Genomic DNA, 23,190 nt, shown 5'->3' on the forward strand with positions numbered 1-23,190 from the left:
GCTCACTCACGGCCAGTGCTACACTTTTCCGCTTTACCTTTGATGAATCTGACCTATGACCGCACTGGACGCTGCACAACAACATAAACAGCAGAGCCGCCTGAACTGGGGCACGCGCACCATCTTTCTGATCAATGGCTTAGGGATGTCCGCCTGGGCACCGCTGGTTCCGTTTGCCCGCGATCGCCTGCAGCTCAGCGGCGCTTCGCTGGGTGCCTTGCTGCTCTGTCTGGGGATCGGGTCGCTCGCCGCCATGCCCGTCACCGGCACGCTGGTGGCACGCTTTGGCTGCCGCCGGGTGATGGCCTTTTCGACGCTGCTGGTGCTGATGATGATGCCGCTGCTGGCAACGGCTGACTCGCATCTGGTGATGGCGGCGGCGCTGATGCTGTTTGGTGCCGGGCTGGGCATGCTGGATGTGGCGATGAACTATCAGGCGGTGCAGGTCGAGCAGGCCGCTGACAAACCGATGATGTCCGGCTTTCATGGCTTCTTCAGTCTGGGCGGCATTCTGGGCGCGGGCACGGTCAGCCTGCTGCTGAGCCGGTCCTTTACCCCGCTGGCCGCCACGCTGGTGGTGATGGCCGTTATGCTGCTGCTGTTGCTGTGGCGGCTGCCGGTATTAATGAACGAGCGCCTGCACCAGCCCGACCAGCCCTGGCTGGTGATCCCGCGCGGCTGGGTCGCATTTCTTGGCCTGCTCTGCTTTATTCTCTTTCTGGCGGAGGGCGCCGTCCTGGACTGGGGCGCCCTGCTGCTGCTGCAGAATCCGGCGATGACCCCGGCCTATGCCGGACTGGGGTATGCGATCTTCTCAGTGGCAATGACGCTGGGCCGTTTCAGCGGCGATAAGATCATTGCACGCTTTGGCCGCTATCCGGTAATGCTGACGGGTGCGCTGACCGCTGCAGCGGGCATGAGCCTGGCCGTCTGGCTGCCGTGGCCGGAGATCGCCCTGCTCGCCTTCCTGCTGGTTGGCTTCGGTTTGTCTAATACGGTGCCGATGTTGTTCAATGCTGCCGGGAATCAACGGGATATGCCTGCGAACCTGGCGATTTCTGCCATGACAACGCTGGGATATGCGGGTATTCTCTCAGGTCCGGCTTTAATCGGATTCATTTCGCAATGGATCAGCCTCAGTGGTGCATTTTTAGTTATTGCCCTGTTGCTGTTAGCGGTAGCCGCCAGTGCGCGAAAAGTTGCGCGATAATTCAGGTACCTGACACGCTATGTTGTATAAGTTTCCACTGACCTCCGGCAACGTCACCCGCTTTTTTGTGGTTTTCAATCTGGTGCTCCTGCTGGCGCTGGGCTTTATGGTGCATAACTCGGTGAATGCCTGGCTGACCGGGAAACGTTATGCCATGGACGATCTGGCGCGCGACGTACAGAAGCGCATCGACGCCTATCGCTTTGCGACCTGGCAGATCTATGAAAATCTCTCCACCAGCGCGGCGGGCGCCACACCCGGCAGCAATCTGCAGGAGACGCGGCTGCGTCCTGATGTCTATTATCTGGAAAAAACCCGGCGTAAAACCGAAGCACTGATTTTCGGCTCGCACGACAGCAGCACGCTGGATATGACGATGCGGATGTCGAACTATCTCGATACCCTGTGGGGCGCGGAAAATCCCACCTGGTCGATGTATTTTCTCAACGGTCAGGATAACAGCCTGATTATGATCTCGACCCTGCCGCTGAAAGATATGGCAACGCGCTACAAAGAGAGCGCCATCAGCTCTATGGTTGACGGGCGCCGCGCGGAGATGCTGCAGCAGGCCAATGCGCTGGATGAGCGGGAAAGTTTCTCGCCGCTTCGCCATCTCGCTTTCCAGAACGATCACTACTTCACGCTGCGCACGACCTTTAACCAGCCGGGCCACCTGGCGACGGTGGTCGCCTTCGATCTGCCGGTCAACGACCTGATTCCGCAGAACATGCCGCTGGAGAATTTCCAGCTGCGCCAGGACAGCAGCCTGCCTGCCAGCAGCAGCGATCAGCAGGAGGTGGAAAACACCCGCATCTCGCTGGTGAACCCGAACATCGAAATCACAGCGACCCTGCCCAGCACCTCGCTGCAGCTGGTTTATCAGGTGCCGATTACCCGTCTGCTCCTCGACAGCCTCTACAACCTGCTCTGGCCGCTGCTGATCAACCTGCTGCTGTTCCTGCTGTCGCTGGCCGGGATTGTGCTGCTGCGTCAGCAGTCGCTGCGCCCCAGCGAAAACCAGAGCGCGGAACTCGATTCGCTGCGGGTACTGAATGAAGAGATCGTGGCCAGCCTGCCGGTTGGCCTGCTGGTCTATGACTTCGCCAGCAACCGCACCCTGCTGAGCAATAAAATTGCCGAACATCTTCTGCCTCACCTCAATCTGCAGAAGATTATTAATATGTCCGACCAGCATCAGGGCGTGCTTCAGGCTACGATCAACAATGAAGTGTATGAGATCCGCCACGCCCGCAGCGTGCTGTCGCCGCATACGCAGCTGTTTATGATGCGCGATCAGGATCGCGAGCTGCTGGTGAACAAAAAACTGCAGAAGGCGCAGCAGGTGCTGGATCGCAACCACCAGATGCGGCAGCAGCTGCTGCACAATCTGGGCCATGCGCTGAATCAGCCGCTGGAGAAGATGGTGGCGCAACTGGTGCAGCTGAGTCAGCGCGATGCCGATGAAACCGTGCTCGACCTGCTCGATGAGAGCCAGGGGCTGGCGCGGCTGGTCGATGATATCGTTCTGCTCAACCGTCTGGAGGCGCACGACTGGTCACCGGATGCGACGGTCTTTAACCTGCAGGATCTGCTGGATGAGATTGCGCTGGAGAGCCTGCCGTTGATGCGACGCAAAGGGCTGTCGCTGGTGGTGAACAACCATCGGGCGAATGACGAGACGCGCTTTGGCGACCGTCGCGCCCTGCGCAAGGTGCTGACCACGCTGATGCACTATGCTCTGACCACCACCCGCTGGGGAAAAATCACCCTGGAAGTGAAGACGACAGAAAAGCAGCCCGACAGACTGATCATCGAACTGGTCGATACCGGGGCCGGACTGACGGTGGATGAGCTGGCTAACGTTGACTTCCCGTTCCTGGGCGACACCAGTCAGGATCGCTACGGGCAGGCGTCGGGCATGGCGTTCTTCCTGTGTAAGCAGCTCTGCAAGCAGATGGGCGGCAGTCTCGATATCGTGGCCAAAGCGGATATCGGCACGCGCTACAACATGCAGCTGCCGCTGGCCCTGCAGCAGAAGCATGAAGAAGAAGAGGAAAAGATTCTGGATGGCGTGACCGCGCTGGTGGAGATCACCGTGGAGGACGTGCATAAGATCGTCTGCCGGCATCTGGAAAACTGGGGAGCGCGTTGTCTGACGCCTGACGAGCGTATCTCCGGTCAGGATCACGATGTGCTGGTCACCGACGATCCCTCAAAGCTCAGCGGCTGGGCACTGCTGCTGGCCGGGGATGAACTGGGGCATCATGCCCTCAACGACCAGCAGTATCGGGTTAACTTCAATCTCAGTAATGCGCTGCTTGATGCATTGCTGGCCCTGATTGAGAAGCAACTGTCGCATGATGTGATGGATAACGACACGGAAGACGACGCAGCCACGCCATTGATGAGCGGTGGCTATTTCCAGCTGTTTACGGAGACAGTACCGGATGATGTGAAGAGACTGTATACTGAGTCGGCGGAAAAGGACTACGCTTCGCTTGCTCAGACAGCGCATCGCCTGAAGGGCGTGTTTGCCATGCTCAATCTGACTCCCGGCAAACAGCTTTGTGAAGAGTTAGAACACCACATTAAAGCGTGTGACGATTCAAACATTACAAATACCACCAGTGATATTGACGCTTACGTCAATCAACTGCTGCAGCAAGGTAACCAATAAGATGAATAACTTAAATGTAATTATTGCCGATGACCATCCAATTGTCCTTTTCGGTATCCGAAAATCTCTGGAACAAATTGAATGGGTCAACGTTGTAGGTGAGTTCGAAGACTCAACAGCACTGATCAATAATCTGTCCAGGCTCGACGCCAACGTCCTGATCACCGATCTCTCTATGCCAGGTGAGAAGTATGGCGACGGCATTACGCTGATTAAATATATTAAACGTCACTACCCTGATCTCTCGATTATTGTTCTGACCATGAACAATAACCCGGCTATCCTCAGCTCCGTGCTGGATCTCGATATCGAAGGGATCGTGCTGAAACAGGGTGCGCCAACGGATCTGCCAAAAGCCCTGGCTGCACTGCAGAAAGGCAAAAAATATACGCCGGAAAGCGTGGCGAAACTGCTGGAGAAGATCAGTGCGGGCGGTTACGGCGACAAACGTTTGTCACCGAAAGAGAGCGAAGTGCTGCGCCTGTTTGCCGAAGGCTTCCTGGTGACCGAAATCGCCAAGAAACTGAACCGCAGTATCAAAACTATCAGTAGCCAGAAGAAATCAGCGATGATGAAGCTGGGCGTGGATAACGATATCGCACTGCTGAACTATCTGTCATCTGTCAGCCAGACGCAGGTCGAAAGAGACTAACGTGTTTCTGAGGCGGTACAGCCCGTACCGCCTCTCCTCACCTGCCCTATCCTGCCCGCGTTTTACGTACCCGCTCCGCATAGATTGCCAGCGTTCCCTTCAGCACATCCAGCGTCACCGGTTTCGACAGGCAGTTGTCCATACCCGCATCCATACAACGCTGCTTCTCTTCCGCCAGCGCATTCGCTGTGACACCGATAACCGGGAAGAGGTGACCCAGCTGGCGCAGCCGCTGTGTCAGACGATAACCATCCATGTTTGGCATGTTGACGTCGGTGAGCACGATGTCGATCTCATTACGGCTCAGGACATTCAGCGCATCGACGCCATCCTGGGCGGTCTTCACCTGATAGCCCAGCGTACCCAGCTGTTCCGACAGCAGCATACGGTTGATTGGATGATCATCAACAATCAGCACCATGATGTCATCATTATGCACCTTCTCTTCGACCGGTGCGGCCAGCAGCAGCGCATCCGCTGCATCCTGTCCCAGCGCGATCCGGTAAATGCGCGCCAGCAGCGCCGGAACCTCATGCAGCGTGGCGGTAGAGTGGACCCAGTGACCGGGCTGACGTTCACGCGGCATATCCACATGCGATCCGTCGAAGGTGACCAGCGCACGCAGCGGCAGTTCGGGTTCGAAATCGTAGTCGGTCATCACCACATCGTCGGGGCCAGACTTACCGTCGTACTCCGCCACCTGTATACCCTGCTGCTGGATCTGCCGCGTAATGAAGGCGGCAAGATAGTCGTTGCGCATGGCCAGCCAGATCTTCTTATCCTGTAAATCTTCCAGCAGCAGCAGTGACGGTTTCTGCCCTTTGTAAATCGGAATGCGCACGATGAACTGGCTGCCCATACCCGGCTCGGAGTCGACCTCAATATCGCCATCCATCAGATTGATCAGTTTTTCGCAGATCGCCAGCCCCAGCCCGGTGCCCTGGAAATTACGCTGTACGCCATTTCCCACCTGGAAGAAGGGGTCAAACAGGCGCGGCAGCTCTTTGGCCGGGATCCCCACGCCGGTGTCACGCACACGAAACGCCAGATAGCCCTGCTCCACATAGGCGTGGAGGATGATACAGCCGGTGTGGGTGAACTTGATGGCGTTGTTCAGCAGGTTCGAAATCACCTGCTGCAGGCGCAGCGGGTCGCCATCCAGCACCTGTGGAACATCATGTTCAATAAAGCAGTAGAGCGTCAGCCGCTTCTTCACCACCAGCGACAGATAGTTGCCGACGATGTGAGTGACAATTTCACGCGGGGCAAACGGACGCGGCTCAATTTTCAGCTGCTCCGACTCGATTTTCGAGAAGTCGAGAATGTCGCTGATGATCTTCAGTAACAGGCTGGAGGAGTTGTTCATCGCCGTTACCAGCGAATCGATCCCGCTGGGCAGCTCTTTGGTCTGCAGCAGATCGAGGTTACCGATAATGCCATAGAGCGGCGTTCGCAGCTCATGGCTGACCGTGGCAAGGAACATCGATTTTGACTGGCTGGCCTGCTCTGCCGCGTGCGCCATCTCCTGCAGAGACTGCTCCATCCGCACGCGCGCCGAAACATCAACCAGCACGCAGATCGCCACGTTCTCGTTACGATAGCGCGAATGAACAAAACTGATTTGCAGGTTGGTATTGCTGCCGGTCAGCACATCGACAAAGTTGACCTGCTGCCCGCCGATGATCTCATTCAGCCGCAGACGATCTTCCTGAGTCAGCAGCGTCAGATAGTTATGCGCCAGCTCATTACTCAGAATATTGGTGCCGTCGCTGGTGCGTAAGATACAGATCCCGACCGGCGCCGAGGCGACAATCTTGCGGTTGAACTGCTCATGTTCCTCCAGCCGATGGGCGTTCTCTTCTGCCGGCAGGAACATCCGGCGCTCAAATATCCAGGCAAGTGTAATCAGGATCACGGCGCTGAAAATGTTGAGCAGCAGCGCATTGATAATCATCAGCTTAAGCTGATCCACCATCACGTCGGTCGGTATCGACCAGACCACGTTGAGATCTGAAGGCGGCAGCGGCTTTTTCAGCACCAGCTGACGATAACCGTTCAGGTAGCCGAACCAGGTTTTATCGTCGGGCAGACTATCGAGCGAGAAGCCCAGCCCGCCGCGCCGCGAGTTCAGCAGCGGACGGTAATTTTCATCGGTAATGGAGGCGATAATCGGCAGGCTGCCAGGCTGGATAAACTCATCCAGCCGGATGTTCTGCTCAACACCCAGCAGCGCCTGCAGTTTATTCGCGACGTAAACCGGCACCACCATATAGAAAGTGCCGACGCCGGGCTGCGCGCTGCTGTTGATCCAGTACATCGGATTACGGCGCTCTTCCTCGCTGTTGTTGCGGTAGCGCAGCACATTTTCACGCAGCGATTTCAGGCTGCGCTCCCGGTCAGCATTGCTGCTGCCGATGGTGAAGTCGGCCAGACACTGGCTCTCGCCACCGATAAAGAACACCCGATTCAGTTCATATGACGAGGCGAAATTGCTTTTCCAGTAATTGATGTAGTAACTCAGGGAATCGAGCGAGTTGCGCCAGGTGTTGCTCATCGCGGTGCAGTCGCCATCAGAAAACAGCGGTGTAAACTGCGGCTGGGTGGTTTTGCCCGGCATCATGCCCGTCAGGACATCCAGCCCGCTGCTGGCGTTGGTCAGGCGATTCTCGGTGATATATTTCAGCTCACGCATCATGTCCGCCGAATGGCGCACATACCACTGTATCGTGCCGTAGTTGCTGGCAAACTCCTGACGAACCTGCGTCTCTTTATTGTGCAGCACGCTGATGATGTAAAACGCCGTCAGAACGGCGCCCAGCGTCCAGATTAGCAGCGCCAGCGCGCGGAAAAGATAACGCGAGATGCGAAGCGTGGTGCGGAAAGAGACAGGATATTTCAAAGGTAACTCGCAGTTGGCAAGGTTAGTCGCATCGTCGATTTTTAATGCTCATACACTAGCTTTATCGGGCGTAAAAAGCCAGCCAGCCGCAGGCTTAGCGCGGGATTTGAGACGCTTTTAGGACAGCGTAACAACATCGTTAACGCCTGCCCCAGAGGGTCGCTTCTGCTCCATAAACCAACACCTGTTCACAATAATCTTAAGCAACTCCACCTTTAAACGGGCAAGAGCCGCCATGCCTCAGGAGCAAAGCGTCCACGCCAGGGAGGGCGTGGCCGATCCGCAGGGATGCGGGCCTCCCTGGCAATCGGGCATAGCGGGTCTTTCGGCAGCGCCCGGCTCAAAGCGATTTACCCCTCCTCTACCGACAGCCAAAAAAAACGGCAGGCCGGGTTTCCCCTGACCTGCCGTTTCTGCAACGACCTTAGCTTATTCCAGACAAATTACTCTTCGTCTTCCGCCGCGTCGTCTTCACCGTCAGCATCCTCTTCCGGTGCAATCTCTTCATCATCGATCTCTGCTTCCGGCGCAATATCATCTTCGCCTTCCGCTACGCTGCCGTCGATGGAATCCAGCTCTTCTTCTTCAACCGGCTCAGCAACACGCTGCAGACCCACGACATTCTCATCCTCTGCGGTACGAATCAGAATCACACCCTGGGTATTACGACCCACGACGCTCACTTCTGACACGCGGGTACGTACCAGCGTACCGGCATCGGTGATCATCATAATCTGATCGCTATCGACAACCTGAACCGCGCCAATCACCGGACCGTTACGCTCGGTCACTTTGATGGAAATCACACCCTGCGTCGCACGCGACTTGGTCGGATATTCGCTGTTGGCCGTACGCTTACCGTAACCATTCTGCGTCACGGTCATGATGGCACCCTCTTCACGCGGCACAATCAGCGACACGACGCGATCGCCTTCCGCCAGCTTGATGCCGCGTACGCCCGAGGCGGTACGCCCCATCGCACGGACAGCGGTTTCTGCAAAGCGCACCACTTTACCGGCTGCGGAGAACAGCATCGCTTCATCGTTACCATTGGTCAGCGACACGCCGATCAGCTCATCGTCGTCACGCAGATTCACGGCAATAATGCCCGCACTGCGTGGACGGCTGAACTCTTTCAGCGCAGTCTTCTTCACGGTTCCCAGCGCGGTCGCCATAAAGATATTGAAGCCTTCGGTATACTCGCGTACCGGCAGAATCGCCGTAATACGCTCGTTGGCTTCCAGCGGCAGCAGGTTGACGATTGGACGTCCGCGCGCGCCACGGCTGGCTTCCGGCAGCTGATACACCTTCATCCAGTAGAGACGGCCCCGGCTTGAGAAGCAGAGGATCGTATCGTGGGTATTGGCCACCAGCAGACGATCAATGAAATCCTCTTCTTTGATACGTGCGGCCGACTTGCCTTTACCACCACGACGCTGTGCTTCATAGTCGCTCAGCGGCTGATACTTCACGTAGCCCTGATGCGACAGCGTCACCACAACGTCTTCCTGATTGATCAGGTCTTCGATATTGATATCGGCAGAGTTCGCGGTGATCTCGGTACGACGATCGTCGCCAAACTGGTCGCGCATCAGCTCCAGCTCTTCGCGGATCACTTCCATCAGACGCTCGGCGCTCGACAGAATGTGCAGCAGCTCGGCAATCTGCTCCAGCAGCGCCTTGTACTCGTCCAGCAGCTTCTCATGCTCAAGGCCGGTCAGTTTCTGCAGACGCAGATCCAGAATCGCCTGAGCCTGCTGCTCGGTCAGATAGTAGCGACCGTCGCGGATACCAAACTGCGCATCAAGCCACTCCGGACGCGCAGCGTCATCGCCTGCACGCTCCAGCATCGCGGACACATTACCGAGATCCCACGCCTGTGCGATCAGACCCGCTTTCGCTTCTGCCGGCGTTGGCGCACGACGAATCAGCTCGATGATCGGATCGATATTCGCCAGCGCAATCGCCAGACCTTCCAGGATATGGGCACGGTCACGGGCTTTGCGCAGTTCATAAATGGTACGACGCGTCACCACTTCACGACGATGACGAACGAAGGCGTCCAGAATCTCCTTCAGCGCCATAATCTTTGGCTGACCCTGATGCAGGGCAACCATGTTGATGCCAAACGACGTCTGCAGCTGCGTCAGCGAGTAGAGATTATTCAGCACCACTTCGCCGACCGCATCACGCTTAATCTCAATCACGATGCGCATGCCGTCTTTGTCAGACTCATCACGCAGTGCGCTGATGCCTTCGACACGCTTCTCTTTCACCAGCTCCGCAATCTTCTCGATCAGGCGGGCTTTGTTCACCTGATAGGGCAGCTCATGAATGATGATGGTTTCGCGGCCGGTTTTCGCATCGGCCTCGACTTCGCCACGCGCACGAATATAGATTTTACCGCGTCCGGTGCGGTACGCCTCTTCGATGCCACGGCGTCCATTGATGATGGCGGCGGTCGGGAAATCAGGCCCCGGAATGTGCTCCATCAGCGCTTCAACGCTGATATTCTCATCTTCAATGTAAGCCAGGCAGCCGTTAATCACTTCGCGCAGGTTGTGCGGCGGGATATTGGTTGCCATACCTACGGCGATACCGGAAGAGCCGTTCACCAGCAGGTTCGGGATTTTGGTCGGCAGAACCTCAGGGATCTGCTCAGTGCCGTCGTAGTTCGGCACGAAATCGACGGTCTCTTTTTCCAGGTCAGCTAACAGGTCGTGGGCGATTTTCGACATGCGAATTTCGGTATAACGCATCGCCGCGGCGGAGTCGCCGTCGATGGAACCGAAGTTGCCTTGTCCGTCCACCAGCATGTAACGCAGGGAGAAAGGCTGGGCCATACGTACGATAGTGTCGTAAACGGCGGAATCACCATGCGGGTGATATTTACCGATAACGTCACCGACAACGCGGGCAGATTTTTTATAGGGTTTGTTCCAGTCGTTACCCAGTACGCTCATCGCATAAAGTACACGACGATGAACCGGCTTCAGGCCATCACGCACATCGGGTAAAGCTCGGCCAACGATGACCGACATGGCGTAACCGAGGTAAGAATTTTTTAATTCTTCTTCGATGTTGACCGGTGTAATTTCTCTCGCAAGGTCGCTCATGGAGCCGCTATCCCTCTACTTAATCCCGGATTTTAAAGGTGCGAAAGTATATCACACTGCAATCCTCTGGTGAACGTTAACCACCGATATCGCCCGCTTTTCCTTCCGCCTGAAAGGTGTGCCATCTGCGGTTAAGCGTTTATACTGTGGGCACATTTTGTCAGGAGTTACGATTCAATGAATGCACAACCGCAGAATCATCAGCAGAACGTCGATGCGCAGGAAATTGCCAAGTTTGAGGCCGTTGCCTCGCGCTGGTGGGATCTGGAGGGTGAATTTAAACCGTTGCACCGTATTAACCCCCTGCGCCTAGGCTATATCGCCGAGCACAGCAACGGCCTGTTTGGTAAAACCGTGCTCGACGTCGGCTGCGGCGGCGGCATTTTAGCCGAAAGCATGGCGCGTGAAGGCGCGATCGTCACCGGCCTGGACATGGGCGCGGAACCGCTGGCCGTGGCGCGCCTGCATGCGCAGGAGAGCGGCGTCACGCTGGACTACGTGCAGCAGACCGTGGAAGCGCACGCGGAAGAGCATGCCGGGAAATATGATGTGGTGACCTGCATGGAGATGCTGGAGCACGTCCCGGACCCGCGCTCGGTGGTTCACGCCTGTGCAAAGCTGGTCAAACCGGGCGGCGACGTCTTTTTCTCTACGCTGAACCGCAATCCAAAAGCCTGGCTGCTGGCGGTGTTTGGCGCAGAATATGTGCTGCGCATGGTGCCGCGCGGAACGCATGACGTGAAAAAGTTTATCCGCCCTTCTGAGCTGCTGGGCTGGGTCGATGAAACCGCTCTGCGCGAACGCCACATCATTGGCCTGCACTACAACCCGGTGACCAACCGTTTCAAACTGGCACCTGGGACCGACGTCAATTACATGGTCCACACCCACCGCGCCGTGTAAGCGAGCCGCCCGCCCGAATCCGGGCGGGCCTCATCATCTCCCCGCCCGCTTTTCATCCCGCGCTATTCTGAGCCTTACCAGCAGGTTACGGCGCTCAGGCCACGTTTGCGACCGCCGGATTTCAGGCTGCCGATGACCCTGCTAGCGGCTTTTGACTATTTTTCCTCCCCGCTGGCGAAGAATCGGGAGGATTGAATAAGAAATACGCGCCCGATCAAAGTTAGAAAAAAAAGTGTGATCTGGTTGACACGATGGCAGCCCTTACAAGGCGTGGCCTGAGAATTTTCGACAGAATTACAACCCCTCCCGCCATCATTTTTTGCTCTTGTTAACCCGCCGCAAAATACTAAAATATGCCTCCATGTAGTTGTAGCTTTTCCCATCACCCCCTAGATGTAGTGTTTATCCACATATTATTCACAATGAATAGGCTGTGTATAAACCGGGATTTCTTTTAATTTTTGGATACTCACGCAAAGGTAAAAACGCGACATGAACCAGAGTCTGCTCGTTACTAAACGCGATGGCCGCCAGGAGCGCATTGACCTCGACAAAATTCACCGTGTGCTGGACTGGGCTGCCGAAGGGCTGAACAACGTCTCTGTCTCACAGGTGGAACTGCGCTCTCACATTCAGTTCTATGATGGCATCAGAACCTCTGACATTCATGAGACCATCATCAAGGCCGCAGCAGACCTTATCTCTCGCGATGCCCCTGACTATCAGTACCTGGCCGCCCGCCTGGCTATCTTCCACCTGCGCAAAAAAGCGTACGGTCAGTTTGAGCCGCCGAAGCTCTACGACCAGGTGGTTAAAATGGTTGATCTGGGCAAATACGATCGCCACCTGCTGGAAGATTACAGCAAGGAAGAGTTTGCACAGATGGACGAGTTCCTCGACCACTGGCGCGACATGAACTTCTCCTATGCCGCCGTGAAGCAGCTGGAAGGCAAATATCTGGTACAGAACCGCGTCTCCGGTGAAATCTACGAGAGCGCGCAGTTCCTCTACATTCTGGTCGCGGCCTGCCTCTTCTCCGGCTATCCGCGCGACACACGTATGGATTACATCAAGCGTTTCTATGATGCGATCTCGACGTTTAAAATCTCGCTGCCGACCCCGATCATGTCCGGCGTGCGTACCCCAACGCGTCAGTTCAGCTCCTGCGTGCTGATCGAGTGCGGCGACAGCCTCGACTCCATTAACGCCACCTCCAGCGCCATCGTGAAATATGTTTCTCAGCGTGCCGGTATCGGCATCAACGCGGGCCGTATCCGTGCGCTGGGCAGCCCGATTCGCGGCGGTGAAGCGTTCCACACCGGCTGTATCCCGTTCTACAAACATTTCCAGACCGCAGTGAAGTCCTGTTCTCAGGGCGGCGTGCGTGGCGGTGCCGCTACGCTGTTCTACCCGATGTGGCATCTGGAAATCGAAAGCCTGCTGGTGCTGAAAAACAACCGTGGTGTTGAAGGCAACCGCGTGCGTCACATGGACTACGGCGTCCAGCTCAACAAGATGATGTATCAGCGCCTGCTGAAAGGCGAAGATATCACGCTGTTCAGCCCGTCTGACGTGCCTGGCCTGTATGACGCCTTCTTCGCTGATCAGGATGAATTTGAGCGCCTTTACACCAAATATGAGCAGGATGAGAGCATCCGCAAACAGCGCGTGAAAGCGGTCGATCTCTTCTCGCTGATGATGCAGGAACGCGCCTCAACCGGCCGTATCTACATCCAGAACGTTGACCACTGCAACACGCACAGCCCGTTTGATCCGAGCATCGCGCCGGTTCGCCAGTCTAACCTCTGCCTGGAAATCGCCCTGCCGACCAAACCGCTGGAAGACGTTAACGACGAAAATGGTGAGATCGCCCTCTGTACGCTTTCCGCCTTCAACCTCGGTGCGATCGAAAGCCTCGATGACCTGGAAGAGCTGGCGACCCTGGCCGTCCGCGCCCTCGATGCCCTGCTCGATTATCAGGACTACCCGATTCCGGCTGCACAGCGTGGTGCAATGGGTCGTCGTACTCTGGGTATCGGCGTCATCAACTACGCCTACTACCTGGCGAAACATGGTGTGCGCTACTCCGACGGCAGTGCAAATGGCCTGACGCACAAAACCTTTGAAGCCATTCAGTACTACCTGCTGAAAGCCTCAAACGAACTGGCGAAAGAGCAAGGTGCCTGCCCGTGGTTCAATGAAACCACCTATGCGCAGGGCATTCTGCCGATCGACACCTATAAGAAAGACCTGGATGCGATCAGCAATGAACCGCTGCATCTCGACTGGGAAGCGCTGCGTGAAGCGATCAAAACGCACGGCCTGCGCAACTCCACGCTGTCGGCACTGATGCCATCTGAGACCTCATCGCAGATCTCCAATGCCACCAACGGCATTGAGCCGCCACGCGGCCACATCAGCATCAAGGCTTCCAAAGATGGCATCCTGCGCCAGGTGGTGCCGGAGTATGACCGTCTGAAAGATCAGTATGAGCTGCTGTGGGAAATGCCAAACAACGACGGCTACCTGCAGCTGGTGGGTCTGATGCAGAAATTCATCGACCAGGCGATCTCCTCCAACACCAACTACGATCCGTCACGCTTTGCCAACGGCAAGGTGCCGATGAAGCAGCTGCTGAAAGATCTGCTGACCGCGTATAAGTTCGGCGTGAAAACGCTCTACTATCAGAACACCCGTGACGGTGCAGAAGATGCGCAGGATGACCTGGCACCTTCTATCCAGGATGATGGCTGCGAGAGCGGCGCCTGTAAGATCTAATGGTCAGGCGGGAGATCCCTCCCGCCTCATTCATTTCACGAGGCCTGGCTTCGTCTACTTTTTTGGACAACATTTATGGCTTACTCCACTTTCTCACAGAACAAAAATGATCAGCTGAAAGAGCCGATGTTTTTCGGTCAGTCGGTAAACGTGGCGCGCTTCGATCAGCAAAAATATGACATCTTTGAAAAGCTGATTGAAAAGCAGCTCTCCTTCTTCTGGCGCCCGGAAGAAGTGGACGTTTCGCGCGACCGCATCGACTACCAGGCACTGCCTGAGCATGAAAAACATATTTTCATCAGCAACCTGAAGTACCAGACGCTGCTGGATTCGATTCAGGGCCGCAGCCCGAACGTGGCACTGCTGCCGCTGATCTCAATTCCTGAACTGGAAACCTGGGTTGAAACCTGGGCGTTCTCCGAGACGATCCACTCCCGTTCTTACACCCACATCATCCGTAACATCGTCAACGATCCGGCGCTGGTGTTCGACGATATCGTCACCAACGAGCAGATCCTGGCGCGTGCGCAGGATATCTCGCGCTATTACGACGATCTGATTGAGATGACCAACTACTGGCATCAGCTGGGCGAAGGCACACATCAGGTTAACGGCAAACAGGTCGTCGTCAGCCTGCGCGCCCTGAAGAAGCAGCTCTATATCTGCCTGATGAGCGTCAATGCGCTGGAAGCGATCCGTTTCTATGTCAGCTTCGCCTGTTCGTTCGCTTTCGCTGAGCGTGAGCTGATGGAAGGCAATGCCAAAATCATCAAACTGATCGCCCGCGATGAAGCCCTGCACCTGACCGGCACGCAGCACATGCTGAACCTGCTGCGCAGCGGCGAAGACGATCCCGAGATGAAAGAGATTGCCGCAGAGTGCCGCGAAGAGTGCTTCGAGCTGTTTAAGAAAGCCGCACTGCAGGAGAAAGAGTGGGCGGACTATCTGTTCAGTGGCGGTTCGATGATCGGCCTGAACAAAGATATCCTCTGCCAGTACATCGAGTACATCACCAACATCCGTATGCAGGCAGTGGGCCTGGATCTGCCGTTCCAGACCCGCTCAAACCCGATTCCGTGGATCAACTCCTGGCTGGTCTCTGACAACGTGCAGGTCGCGCCACAGGAAGTGGAAGTGAGCTCCTATCTGGTGGGTCAGATCGATTCTGAAGTGGGCGCTAACGACTTCGACGACTTCCAGCTCTGATTATGAGCCGCGACGTTGTTATTCTGCGCAGTTCCGGCACCCGGCTGGAATGCACGGACGAGCACACCAGCCTGCTGACGCTGCTGGAGGCGAATAACTTCTGTGTGGAGTTTCAGTGCCGCGAAGGCTACTGCGGCTCCTGCCGGATGCGGCTGCTGAAAGGCGAAGTACACTACCCGCAGCAGCCACTGGCTTTTGTGCAGCAGGATGAGATCCTGCCCTGCTGCTGCAAAGCCAAAGGCGAGATTGAGCTTGAGTTATAAGGCTGGCCAGGAGATCTCGCGCTGCGTGAAGTCGCGCCAGCGCAGGCAAAGGTCAGAATCAGAACGGGCGCCTCAGGCGCCCGTTTTAATGTGCAGATGTTACTGCCGGACCGTTTCCACTACCTCAATCCAGCCGTGACCCGTGCTAACCTCACTGCCGTGAAGCCAGCGGCGCAGCATGTTCATCGCCATCATTGCCACCACCTTCTGCCGCGTCTCCAGATTATGGCGACCGGTGCTGAACTTCACACGCTGACCCACGCTGCCGTCCGGCGTGTGCAGCGCGATTGAAATCGCCTCCTGATCCAGACTGCCCACCGAAAGCGCGAGGCTCGCCTGCTGCTGCGCTGCAAGCTGGCGGGTGCGGGCGACCTGCTGCTCCAGCGTCTCCGTCTGCGGCGGCAGAATATCTCCACCGCGCAGCGGTACGCTGGCCGACGCCAGCTGCCAGCAGAGCAGCCCGGCGGTGTATTGCTCGCTGACCGCGAGCAGCTCCCCCCGTTGCACCAGCTCGCGGGCCAGCAGCGCCGGTAACCCTTCCGTACCTTCGAAAATCGTGCACTCTGCCAGTTGCAGACGAACCTGCTGCCACACCTGCTCCATTGCCACCCGCTGGCTCGCCGGGCCGGTGAGCTTGATCTCGATGATCGGCATAGAGGAGCGATAACCCATCACCACCCCTTCCGGCAGCGACAGCGGCTCCAGCTCCGCGGCGATGTCGCTTTCACCGCGACCAAAGGTGGTGAGCCGCAGGCAGATCGGTGGCTCAGGCGGCGAGAATTTCGCTTTCAGTCGCGGGATGATCTGCTGCTCCACCATCACTTTAAATTCCGACGGCACGCCGGGCGTAAAGAAGATCCAGCAGCGATTAAGTTGCAAAGCAAAACCGCAGGCGGTGCCAACTGGATTATCGATCAATTCCGCGCCAGCCGGGATCTCAGCCTGCTTGCGATTGCTGGCAGCCATGACGCGCCCCCGGCTGGCGAACCAGGCTTCCATCTGTGCCAGCCATTCGTGCTGCATCTCCAGCGCCACGCCACAGGCTCTGGCGGCGGCCAGCGCACTGAGATCGTCGCTGGTCGGTCCCAGCCCGCCATTCACAATCAGCACGTCGGCCTCGCGGCTGCGTGACTGCAGCGTGGCAATCAGCGATTCCAGTGAATCGCCTACCGTGGTGCGGCTGGTCATGGGCAGCCCCTGCTGAAACAGCACATCCGCCAGCCAGGCGGCGTTGGTATCGACGATTTGGCCGTGCAGCACCTCATCCCCGGTTGACAGCATCTCTACTCTAATCACGTCGGGTTCTCCTTTTCACGTTTGCTTAACTGTAGGAAGTCCGCCAGAGAAACACAATTGGCCGCGTCAGCGAATATGGCTGTGACGTCCGGAGCAGCACGTAGCGTATAAAACCGGGGAATGGCGCAGGAGTGGAAAACAAAAACGGCGGGATCGCCCCGCCGTTTATTTATTCACGTTCATGGTGTCAGCCGGTCGCGATTAGCGACTCGCCAGCAGCAGACCCAGAACCAGGCCAGCCGTTGCGCCGATACCGACACCCTGCCACGGTTTCTCGTGCACATAGTCGTCAGCCCGGTATGCGGCCTGTTTCGCGCGATAGTAGTAGCTGTCGGACGCCTGGCTGACGCGGGATTTCACGTCGTTCAGCGCCTGTTCGGCTTTGCTTTTAAGCTCAATGTACTTCTGATCGGCCGGATCGCCTGATGATTTAAGCACTTCTTCCAGCGTTTCAGTCAGTAACGCAATATCGTCATCGAGGCCCGTTTCGAATTGATTTGTCTGATTTACCATCGTTTCCTCCGTGTGAATTGCAAAGCAGTTCATTAACTATAGTCACAATCTGGCGAACTGCTGATTTCCTGCGCCAGGAATCCCCTGATTTTTCATCTGCTAAAAGCGGACGATCCCGGCGGCCTGCCGCTTCGCTGCGCAAAGAAGTGTAAGACCCGGCCGCCGCCCCTGAATTTCGCTTCGCTTCTTTGATTAATCTGATAAATTTTAACGTGACTGAATTTTCCAGTAACCCTGCTGTCGTAACCCTCTGTTGCCTGTGATTATCGGGCCATGAAAGTGCATTCTGCACGACAGTCACGACACCCTCGAACAGCTAAGGAATGATTTCTGGCATGAATCGAAGAATGTTTATGAAAGCGTCAATGGCCTTCTCGGCCGTCAGCGGCATGACCGGCCTCTCCACGCTGTTTGCGCAATCCGCATGGGCAGAAGATGGCATTGCTGACGGGAATGCCGTGCGCTTCGATTTCGACGTACTGAAGAAAAACGCGGCGGCACTGGCGAAAAAGCCCTGGGGCGGCGCGCCTGGCGCACTGCCGGAGACCCTGGCCACGCTGACGCCGCAGGCGTACAACGAAATTCAGTATGATGCGAATCACTCGCTGTGGAACAATCTGCCGGACCGTCAGCTGGATGTGCAGTTCTTCCATGTAGGCATGGGTTTTAAGCGGCGCATCCGTATGTTCTCTGTGGATGGCGAGAGCCGTGAGGCGCGCGAAATTCACTTCCGCCCGGAGCTGTTCAACTACAACAATGCCGGTGTCGACACAAAGCAGCTGGAGGGCAAGACTGATCTCGGCTTCGCTGGTTTCCGCGCCTTTAAAAAACCAGAACTGGCTCGTCGCGATATCGTCTCTTTCCTCGGTGCCAGCTACTTCCGCGCGGTTGACGAAACCTTCCAGTATGGCCTCTCCGCACGCGGCGTCGCCATCAACACCTTCAGCAATGGACAGGAAGAGTTCCCGGATTTCACCGCCTTCTGGTTTGAAACGCCAAAAGCGGAGGACACCACCTTTACCTGTTACGCCCTGCTGGATGGTGCCAGCCTCACCGGCGCCTACAAGTTTATTATCCACTGCGAAGAGAAGCGCGTGGTGATGGAAGTGGAGAACCACCTGTTCGCCCGTAAAGAGATCCGTCAGATTGGTATCTCGCCGATGACCAGTATGTTCAGTTGCGGCACCAACGAGCGCCGCATGTGCAACACCTATCATCCGCAGATCCACGACTCCGATCGCCTGGCGATGTGGACCGGGAAAGGTGAATGGATTGCCCGTCCGCTCAACAATCCGCAGCGTCTGCAGTTCAACGCCTACGAAGATGAGAATCCGCGTGGCTTTGGCCTGCTGCAGCTCAATCACGACTTCAAAGATTATCAGGATGTGATTGGCTGGTATGACAAACGGCCAAGCCTGTGGGTGGAGCCGGTCGGCAAATGGGGCAAAGGCGCGATCAACCTGATGGAGATCCCGACCACCGGTGAAACCCTGGATAATATCGTCTGCTTCTGGCAGCCATCTGAGCCGGTCAAAGCGGGCAGCGAGCTGAGCTTCGCCTATAAACTCTACTGGAGCGGTCTGCCGCCGGTGCGCAGCGGTCTGGCGCGCGTTGACGCCACCCGTACCGGTATCGGTGGCTTTCCGGAAGGCTGGGCGCCTGGCGAACACTTCCCGGAAACCTGGTGCCGCCGCTTCGCTATCGACTTTATTGGTGGTGACCTGCAGGCCGCGGCCCCCAAAGGCATTGAGCCGGTGATCACCGTCTCATCCGGCAGCGTGAAGCAGGTTGAGATCCTCTATGTCGATCCGCTGAAAGGCTATCGCATCCTGTTTGACTGGTATCCGAACAGCGACTCCACGCAGCCGGTGGAGATGCGCCTGTTCCTGCGCAGCAAAGAGGAGACGCTGAGCGAAACCTGGCTCTATCAGTACCACCCGCCTGCGCCGGATCAGCGGAAATATGTCGACGACCGTCAGATGACGGTGGGTTGATGAAAAAAGGCGAGACTCCGGTCTCGCCTTTTCTTATGTCTTATGGCGCGCGCTTTCGCATATCAACGTGCGGAATACCATCCTCCGGATAGGTCTCCCCCACCGCGATAAAGCCGTGCTGCTGGTAGAAGTTTTCCAGATGAGCCTGCGCGGAGAGAAACAGGTCTCGCCCCGGCCAGTGCTGCTGACAGCGGGCGATGGCCTGCTCCATCAGACGGTTGCCCAGCCGTGCACCCCGCACCCGACCCGAAACGATGACGCGTCCGATCTTCACCGGACTGCTCTTATCCTCCGGGGAGAGGAGTCGCGCATAGGCCACCAGTTGTCCCCCGGCCATGCCCAGCAGATGGCGGTTGTCTGCCCGCAGATCGTTACCATCCACGTCCAGATAGGCGCACTGCTGCTCCACCACGAACACGGCGCTGCGCAACGCCAGCAGCGCATAGAGTTCATGCGGCGTGAGTTCACTGTGATGTCTGTCCTGCCACTCAATGTCCATGGTCTCTCCCTGCTGAATGAAAGGGATACATTACCTGAGCGCGCCATCCCCCGCACCTGCCGGTGCCCCGAACTGCAGATAAAAAAAATCAGGCCCGAAGGCCTGATTAATTCGTCGCAGAGTGCGGTTTACATCAGTGGCTGGGCCAGCTGCACCAGTCTGATGAGCGGCTGCGGGTACACCCCTAACAGCAGCACCAGAATGGCGGAGATCAGCACCACCACACCACCGGCCGTAAACGCCCAGTTCGCCGGAGTGTCACGGGTATGCAGTTCCGGCGGGCTGAGGTAGAGACTCACGGTCACGCGCAGATAGTAGTAGAGACCAATCGCACTGCCCGCCACCACGGCACCGGTCAGCCACCAGAGGTGGGCACTGACGCCTGATGCGATGACGTAGAACTTACCGATAAAGCCCAGCGTCATTGGGATCCCGGCCAGCGACAGCATCATCACGGTCATGACCGCAGAGAGGATTGGACGATGCCAGAACAGACCACGATAGGAATAGAGCGAGTCGGCATCCGGGCCACGATACGGGCTGGACATCAGGCTCACCACGCCAAAGGCGCCCAGGCTGCTGAAGAGGTAACCTGCCAGATAGACGCCGGAGGTTTCCAGCGACAGCTGATGATCTTTTACCGCGATCAGCGCCACCAGGAGATAGCCGAGGTGCGCAATCGAGGAGTACCCCAGCAGACGCTTGATGTTGCTCTGCGAAATCGCCATCAGGTTACCGAACAGAATCGATACGAAGGCGATCACTGCCAGCACGGTGCGAACGGCTTCGCTGTCGGTCACCGGCGCATACATGAACAGGCGCATGATGACACCGAAGATCGCAATCTTACTGGCGGTGGCCAGGAAGGTGGAGACCGGCGCAGGCGCACCCTGATAGACATCCGGCGTCCAGAGATGGAACGGCACCAGCGAAAGCTTAAAGCCCAGACCGATGATCATCATGCCCAGCCCTACCAGCAGCAGCGGTTCATGGATCATGCTGTCAGTCAGACTTTTGCCCAGCGCCACAAAGCTCAGGTTGCCGGAGTCCGCGTAGATCAGCGCGATGCCAAACAGCAGGAATGAGGAGGCCGCCGCCGACAGAATGGTATATTTCAGCGCCGCTTCCAGCGAACGTTTCTGGCGGAATGCGTAGCCAATCAGACCAAACAGCGGCAGTGACAGCAGCTCAATCCCGATGAACAGCGAGGCCAGATGGTTAGCGCTGGCCAGCACGATGCCGCCCAGGGCCGCAATCAGGACCAGCAGATAGAACTCATCTTTGTTATCGGGATAACCTGCCAGCCACGGATAGGCAAAGGTACAGGTCGCCAGACTGGCCAGCATCACCAGCGCGGTATAGAACATCGCATAGCCGTCGATACGCAGCAGCGGCGTCACATCCATCGCGCCGACCTGCCCGACAAAGTAGAGCGAGAGCAGCGCCAGGTTCAGGCCAGCCACCGTTAGCGTGGCGTTAACGAAGTGGTTGCGTCGCCAGGCAATGGAGAGCATCACAACCACCACCGTCAATCCGACGATTAACAGCGGCAGCAACGCAATCAATTGTTGAGGAGTTATTGTCATGGCGAATTACGGCCTTGTAGTTGAAATTGAAGCGGTAAACCACTGCTGAATATTGCTCATGGCAGCGTGCGAAGTATCCAGAATCGGCTGTGGATAGACGCCCAGCAGCACCAGCAGCACCACCAGAACACCGATGGTCATAAACTCACGCGGGGACATGCCTGGCAGCGGGTCTTTCGATTTCGCTTCGCCGTAGTAAGCGCGCTGCATCATCACCAGCGAGTAAACGGAGGCGAACACCAGACCAAAGGTCGCGATGACGATAATCGTCGGCACCACCTGGAAACTGCCTGTCAGGATCATAAACTCGCCGACGAAGTTACCGGTACCCGGCATCCCGAGGTTGGCGACCGCGAAGAACAGCGACAGACCCGGGATCCACTTGATGCGCGACCAGAGTCCACCCATCTGACGCATATCGCGGGTATGCAGACGCTCATAAAGCTGACCACACAGGATGAAGAGTGCGGCGGCGGAGAGGCCGTGCGCAATCATCTGAATCACCGCACCCTGCAGCGCCAGCTGGCTGCCGGTGTAGATGGCAATCAGCACAAAGCCCATGTGCGAAATCGAGGTGTAGGCGATCAGGCGTTTGATATCGGTCTGCGAGAAAGCCATCCAGGCGCCGTAGAAGATACCGATGATGCCCAACCAGTTGGCAATCGGCGCAAACTCGGCGGAGGCGTTCGGGAACAGCGGCAGGCTGAAGCGCAGCAAACCGTACGCTGCGGTTTTCAGCAGAATACCGGCCAGGTCGACGGAGCCCGCGGTCGGTGCCTGACTGTGCGCGTCCGGCAGCCAGCCGTGCAAAGGCACCACCGGCATCTTCACGGCGAAGGCGATAAAGAAGCCCAGCATCAGCAGGTATTCCACGCCACTCGACATCGGGGTCTGCAGCAGCTGCTCATAGCTGAATGTCCAGACGCCGGTCGCGTTGTAGTGAACAAACACCAGTCCCAGAATCGCAATCAGCATCACCAGACCCGACGCCTGGGTATAGATGAAGAATTTGGTCGCCGCGGAGATACGGGTTTTACCGTCTGACGCTTTATGACCCCAGAGCGCGATGAGGAAGTACATCGGCACCAGCATCATTTCCCAGAAGAAGAAGAACAGGAACAGGTCGATGGAGAGGAACACACCGATCACGCCGCCCAGGATCCACATCAGGTTCAGGTGGAAAAAGCCCTGATACTTTGAGATCTCATTCCAGGAGCAGAGCACCGCCATCAGACCCAGCAGGCCGGTCAGCACCACCATCAGCAGCGACAGCCCATCAATGGCTAAATGGAAGCTGATGCCGAAGCGTGGGATCCAGGGAACGGAGAAACTTGACTGCCACTGCGGAATGCCCGCTGCCTGCGTCAGTGAATAGCCTCCCTGCAACCAGAGTTGCAGCGAAAGCGCCAACGTCAGCCCCATGGTAATCAGCGCGATCCAGCGTGGCACCTTCGCGCCGAGGCGCTCAGTGAGCCAGCAGATCAGACCGCCGACGAAGGGTATGATAATTAGCCAAGGTAATAACACGGCACACTTCCCTTATATTTCCTTTTCTGAGCTACCCTACTCGCCATTTTCACCCCCGGCAGTGCTGGCAA

General features: G+C 57.0%; 15 protein-coding genes. 8 read left to right on the forward strand and 7 right to left on the reverse strand.

Going from position 1 to position 23,190, the window contains the following annotated elements:
- Positions 1-55: 55 nt before the first annotated feature.
- Genes ACNY69_RS05870 through rcsB form a run of 3 tightly spaced genes read left to right on the forward strand, consistent with a single transcriptional unit; the run spans position 56 to position 4,539 of the window.
- Complete coding sequence (locus ACNY69_RS05870) at positions 56-1,210, forward strand: MFS transporter (protein WP_418797567.1); 1,155 nt, start codon at positions 56-58, stop codon at positions 1,208-1,210.
- 19 nt (positions 1,211-1,229) lie between these two features.
- Positions 1,230-3,887, forward strand: coding sequence for a phosphotransferase RcsD (gene rcsD / locus ACNY69_RS05875; RefSeq protein WP_418797569.1), 2,658 nt, complete (start codon positions 1,230-1,232; stop codon positions 3,885-3,887).
- Position 3,888: 1 nt separating this feature from the next.
- Positions 3,889-4,539 carry a response regulator transcription factor RcsB gene (gene rcsB, locus ACNY69_RS05880; RefSeq protein ID WP_111140094.1) on the forward strand — a complete coding sequence of 217 codons (651 nt, stop codon included), beginning with the start codon at positions 3,889-3,891 and terminating at the stop codon, positions 4,537-4,539.
- A 46-nt stretch (positions 4,540-4,585) separates the two neighbouring features.
- On the opposite strand, the gene rcsC is transcribed toward rcsB, so the two are convergent.
- Both rcsC and gyrA read right to left on the reverse strand, forming a co-directional pair.
- Complete coding sequence (rcsC, locus tag ACNY69_RS05885; RefSeq protein WP_418797571.1) at positions 4,586-7,438, reverse strand: two-component system sensor histidine kinase RcsC; 2,853 nt, start codon at positions 7,436-7,438, stop codon at positions 4,586-4,588.
- A 443-nt stretch (positions 7,439-7,881) separates the two neighbouring features.
- Positions 7,882-10,554, reverse strand: a complete 2,673-nt coding sequence (gene gyrA / locus ACNY69_RS05890; protein WP_111140096.1) for a DNA topoisomerase (ATP-hydrolyzing) subunit A — start codon at positions 10,552-10,554, stop codon at positions 7,882-7,884.
- A 177-nt stretch (positions 10,555-10,731) separates the two neighbouring features.
- Here gyrA and ubiG point away from each other — a divergent pair, with 177 nt between their 5' ends.
- From ubiG to yfaE, 4 genes are all read left to right on the forward strand, one after another.
- A complete protein-coding gene (ubiG, locus tag ACNY69_RS05895; RefSeq protein ID WP_111140097.1) occupies positions 10,732-11,457 on the forward strand; it encodes a bifunctional 2-polyprenyl-6-hydroxyphenol methylase/3-demethylubiquinol 3-O-methyltransferase UbiG in 726 nt (241 codons plus the stop codon).
- 492 nt (positions 11,458-11,949) lie between these two features.
- Positions 11,950-14,235, forward strand: a complete 2,286-nt coding sequence (gene nrdA / locus ACNY69_RS05900) for a class 1a ribonucleoside-diphosphate reductase subunit alpha (protein ID WP_111140098.1) — start codon at positions 11,950-11,952, stop codon at positions 14,233-14,235.
- 75 nt (positions 14,236-14,310) lie between these two features.
- A complete protein-coding gene (gene nrdB, locus ACNY69_RS05905; RefSeq protein ID WP_111140099.1) occupies positions 14,311-15,441 on the forward strand; it encodes a class Ia ribonucleoside-diphosphate reductase subunit beta in 1,131 nt (376 codons plus the stop codon).
- 2 nt (positions 15,442-15,443) lie between these two features.
- The gene (gene yfaE / locus ACNY69_RS05910; protein ID WP_111140100.1) at positions 15,444-15,704 is read left to right on the forward strand and encodes a class I ribonucleotide reductase maintenance protein YfaE; all 261 of its coding nucleotides are present in this window, start codon (positions 15,444-15,446) and stop codon (positions 15,702-15,704) included.
- A 99-nt stretch (positions 15,705-15,803) separates the two neighbouring features.
- Here the strand turns inward: yfaE and ACNY69_RS05915 are convergent, their stop codons facing one another.
- A complete protein-coding gene (locus ACNY69_RS05915) occupies positions 15,804-17,000 on the reverse strand; it encodes a nicotinamide mononucleotide deamidase-related protein YfaY (RefSeq protein WP_418797574.1) in 1,197 nt (398 codons plus the stop codon).
- A 201-nt stretch (positions 17,001-17,201) separates the two neighbouring features.
- Positions 17,202-17,513, reverse strand: coding sequence for a stress response protein ElaB (gene elaB, locus ACNY69_RS05920; protein ID WP_111140114.1), 312 nt, complete (start codon positions 17,511-17,513; stop codon positions 17,202-17,204).
- A 335-nt stretch (positions 17,514-17,848) separates the two neighbouring features.
- On the opposite strand from elaB, the gene ACNY69_RS05925 reads away from it, so the two are divergent.
- Positions 17,849-19,507 carry a glucan biosynthesis protein D gene (locus tag ACNY69_RS05925; protein ID WP_111140102.1) on the forward strand — a complete coding sequence of 553 codons (1,659 nt, stop codon included), beginning with the start codon at positions 17,849-17,851 and terminating at the stop codon, positions 19,505-19,507.
- Positions 19,508-19,547: 40 nt separating this feature from the next.
- Here the strand turns inward: ACNY69_RS05925 and ACNY69_RS05930 are convergent, their stop codons facing one another.
- The 3 genes from ACNY69_RS05930 to nuoM all read right to left on the reverse strand — a co-directional run bounded on the left by ACNY69_RS05930 (position 19,548) and on the right by nuoM (position 23,119).
- Positions 19,548-20,006: a GNAT family N-acetyltransferase gene (locus ACNY69_RS05930; protein ID WP_293771983.1), complete on the reverse strand. Its 459-nt coding sequence runs from the start codon at positions 20,004-20,006 to the stop codon at positions 19,548-19,550.
- 128 nt (positions 20,007-20,134) lie between these two features.
- Positions 20,135-21,592 (reverse strand): NADH-quinone oxidoreductase subunit NuoN, encoded by a 1,458-nt coding sequence (nuoN, locus tag ACNY69_RS05935; protein ID WP_111140104.1) that lies wholly within the window; start codon positions 21,590-21,592, stop codon positions 20,135-20,137.
- 6 nt (positions 21,593-21,598) lie between these two features.
- A complete protein-coding gene (nuoM, locus tag ACNY69_RS05940) occupies positions 21,599-23,119 on the reverse strand; it encodes an NADH-quinone oxidoreductase subunit M (protein ID WP_128084683.1) in 1,521 nt (506 codons plus the stop codon).
- Positions 23,120-23,190: the final 71 nt, after the last annotated feature.

It is taken from the genome of Pantoea graminicola (assembly GCF_048452665.1).
Taxonomy (GTDB): Bacteria; Pseudomonadota; Gammaproteobacteria; order Enterobacterales; family Enterobacteriaceae; genus Pantoea.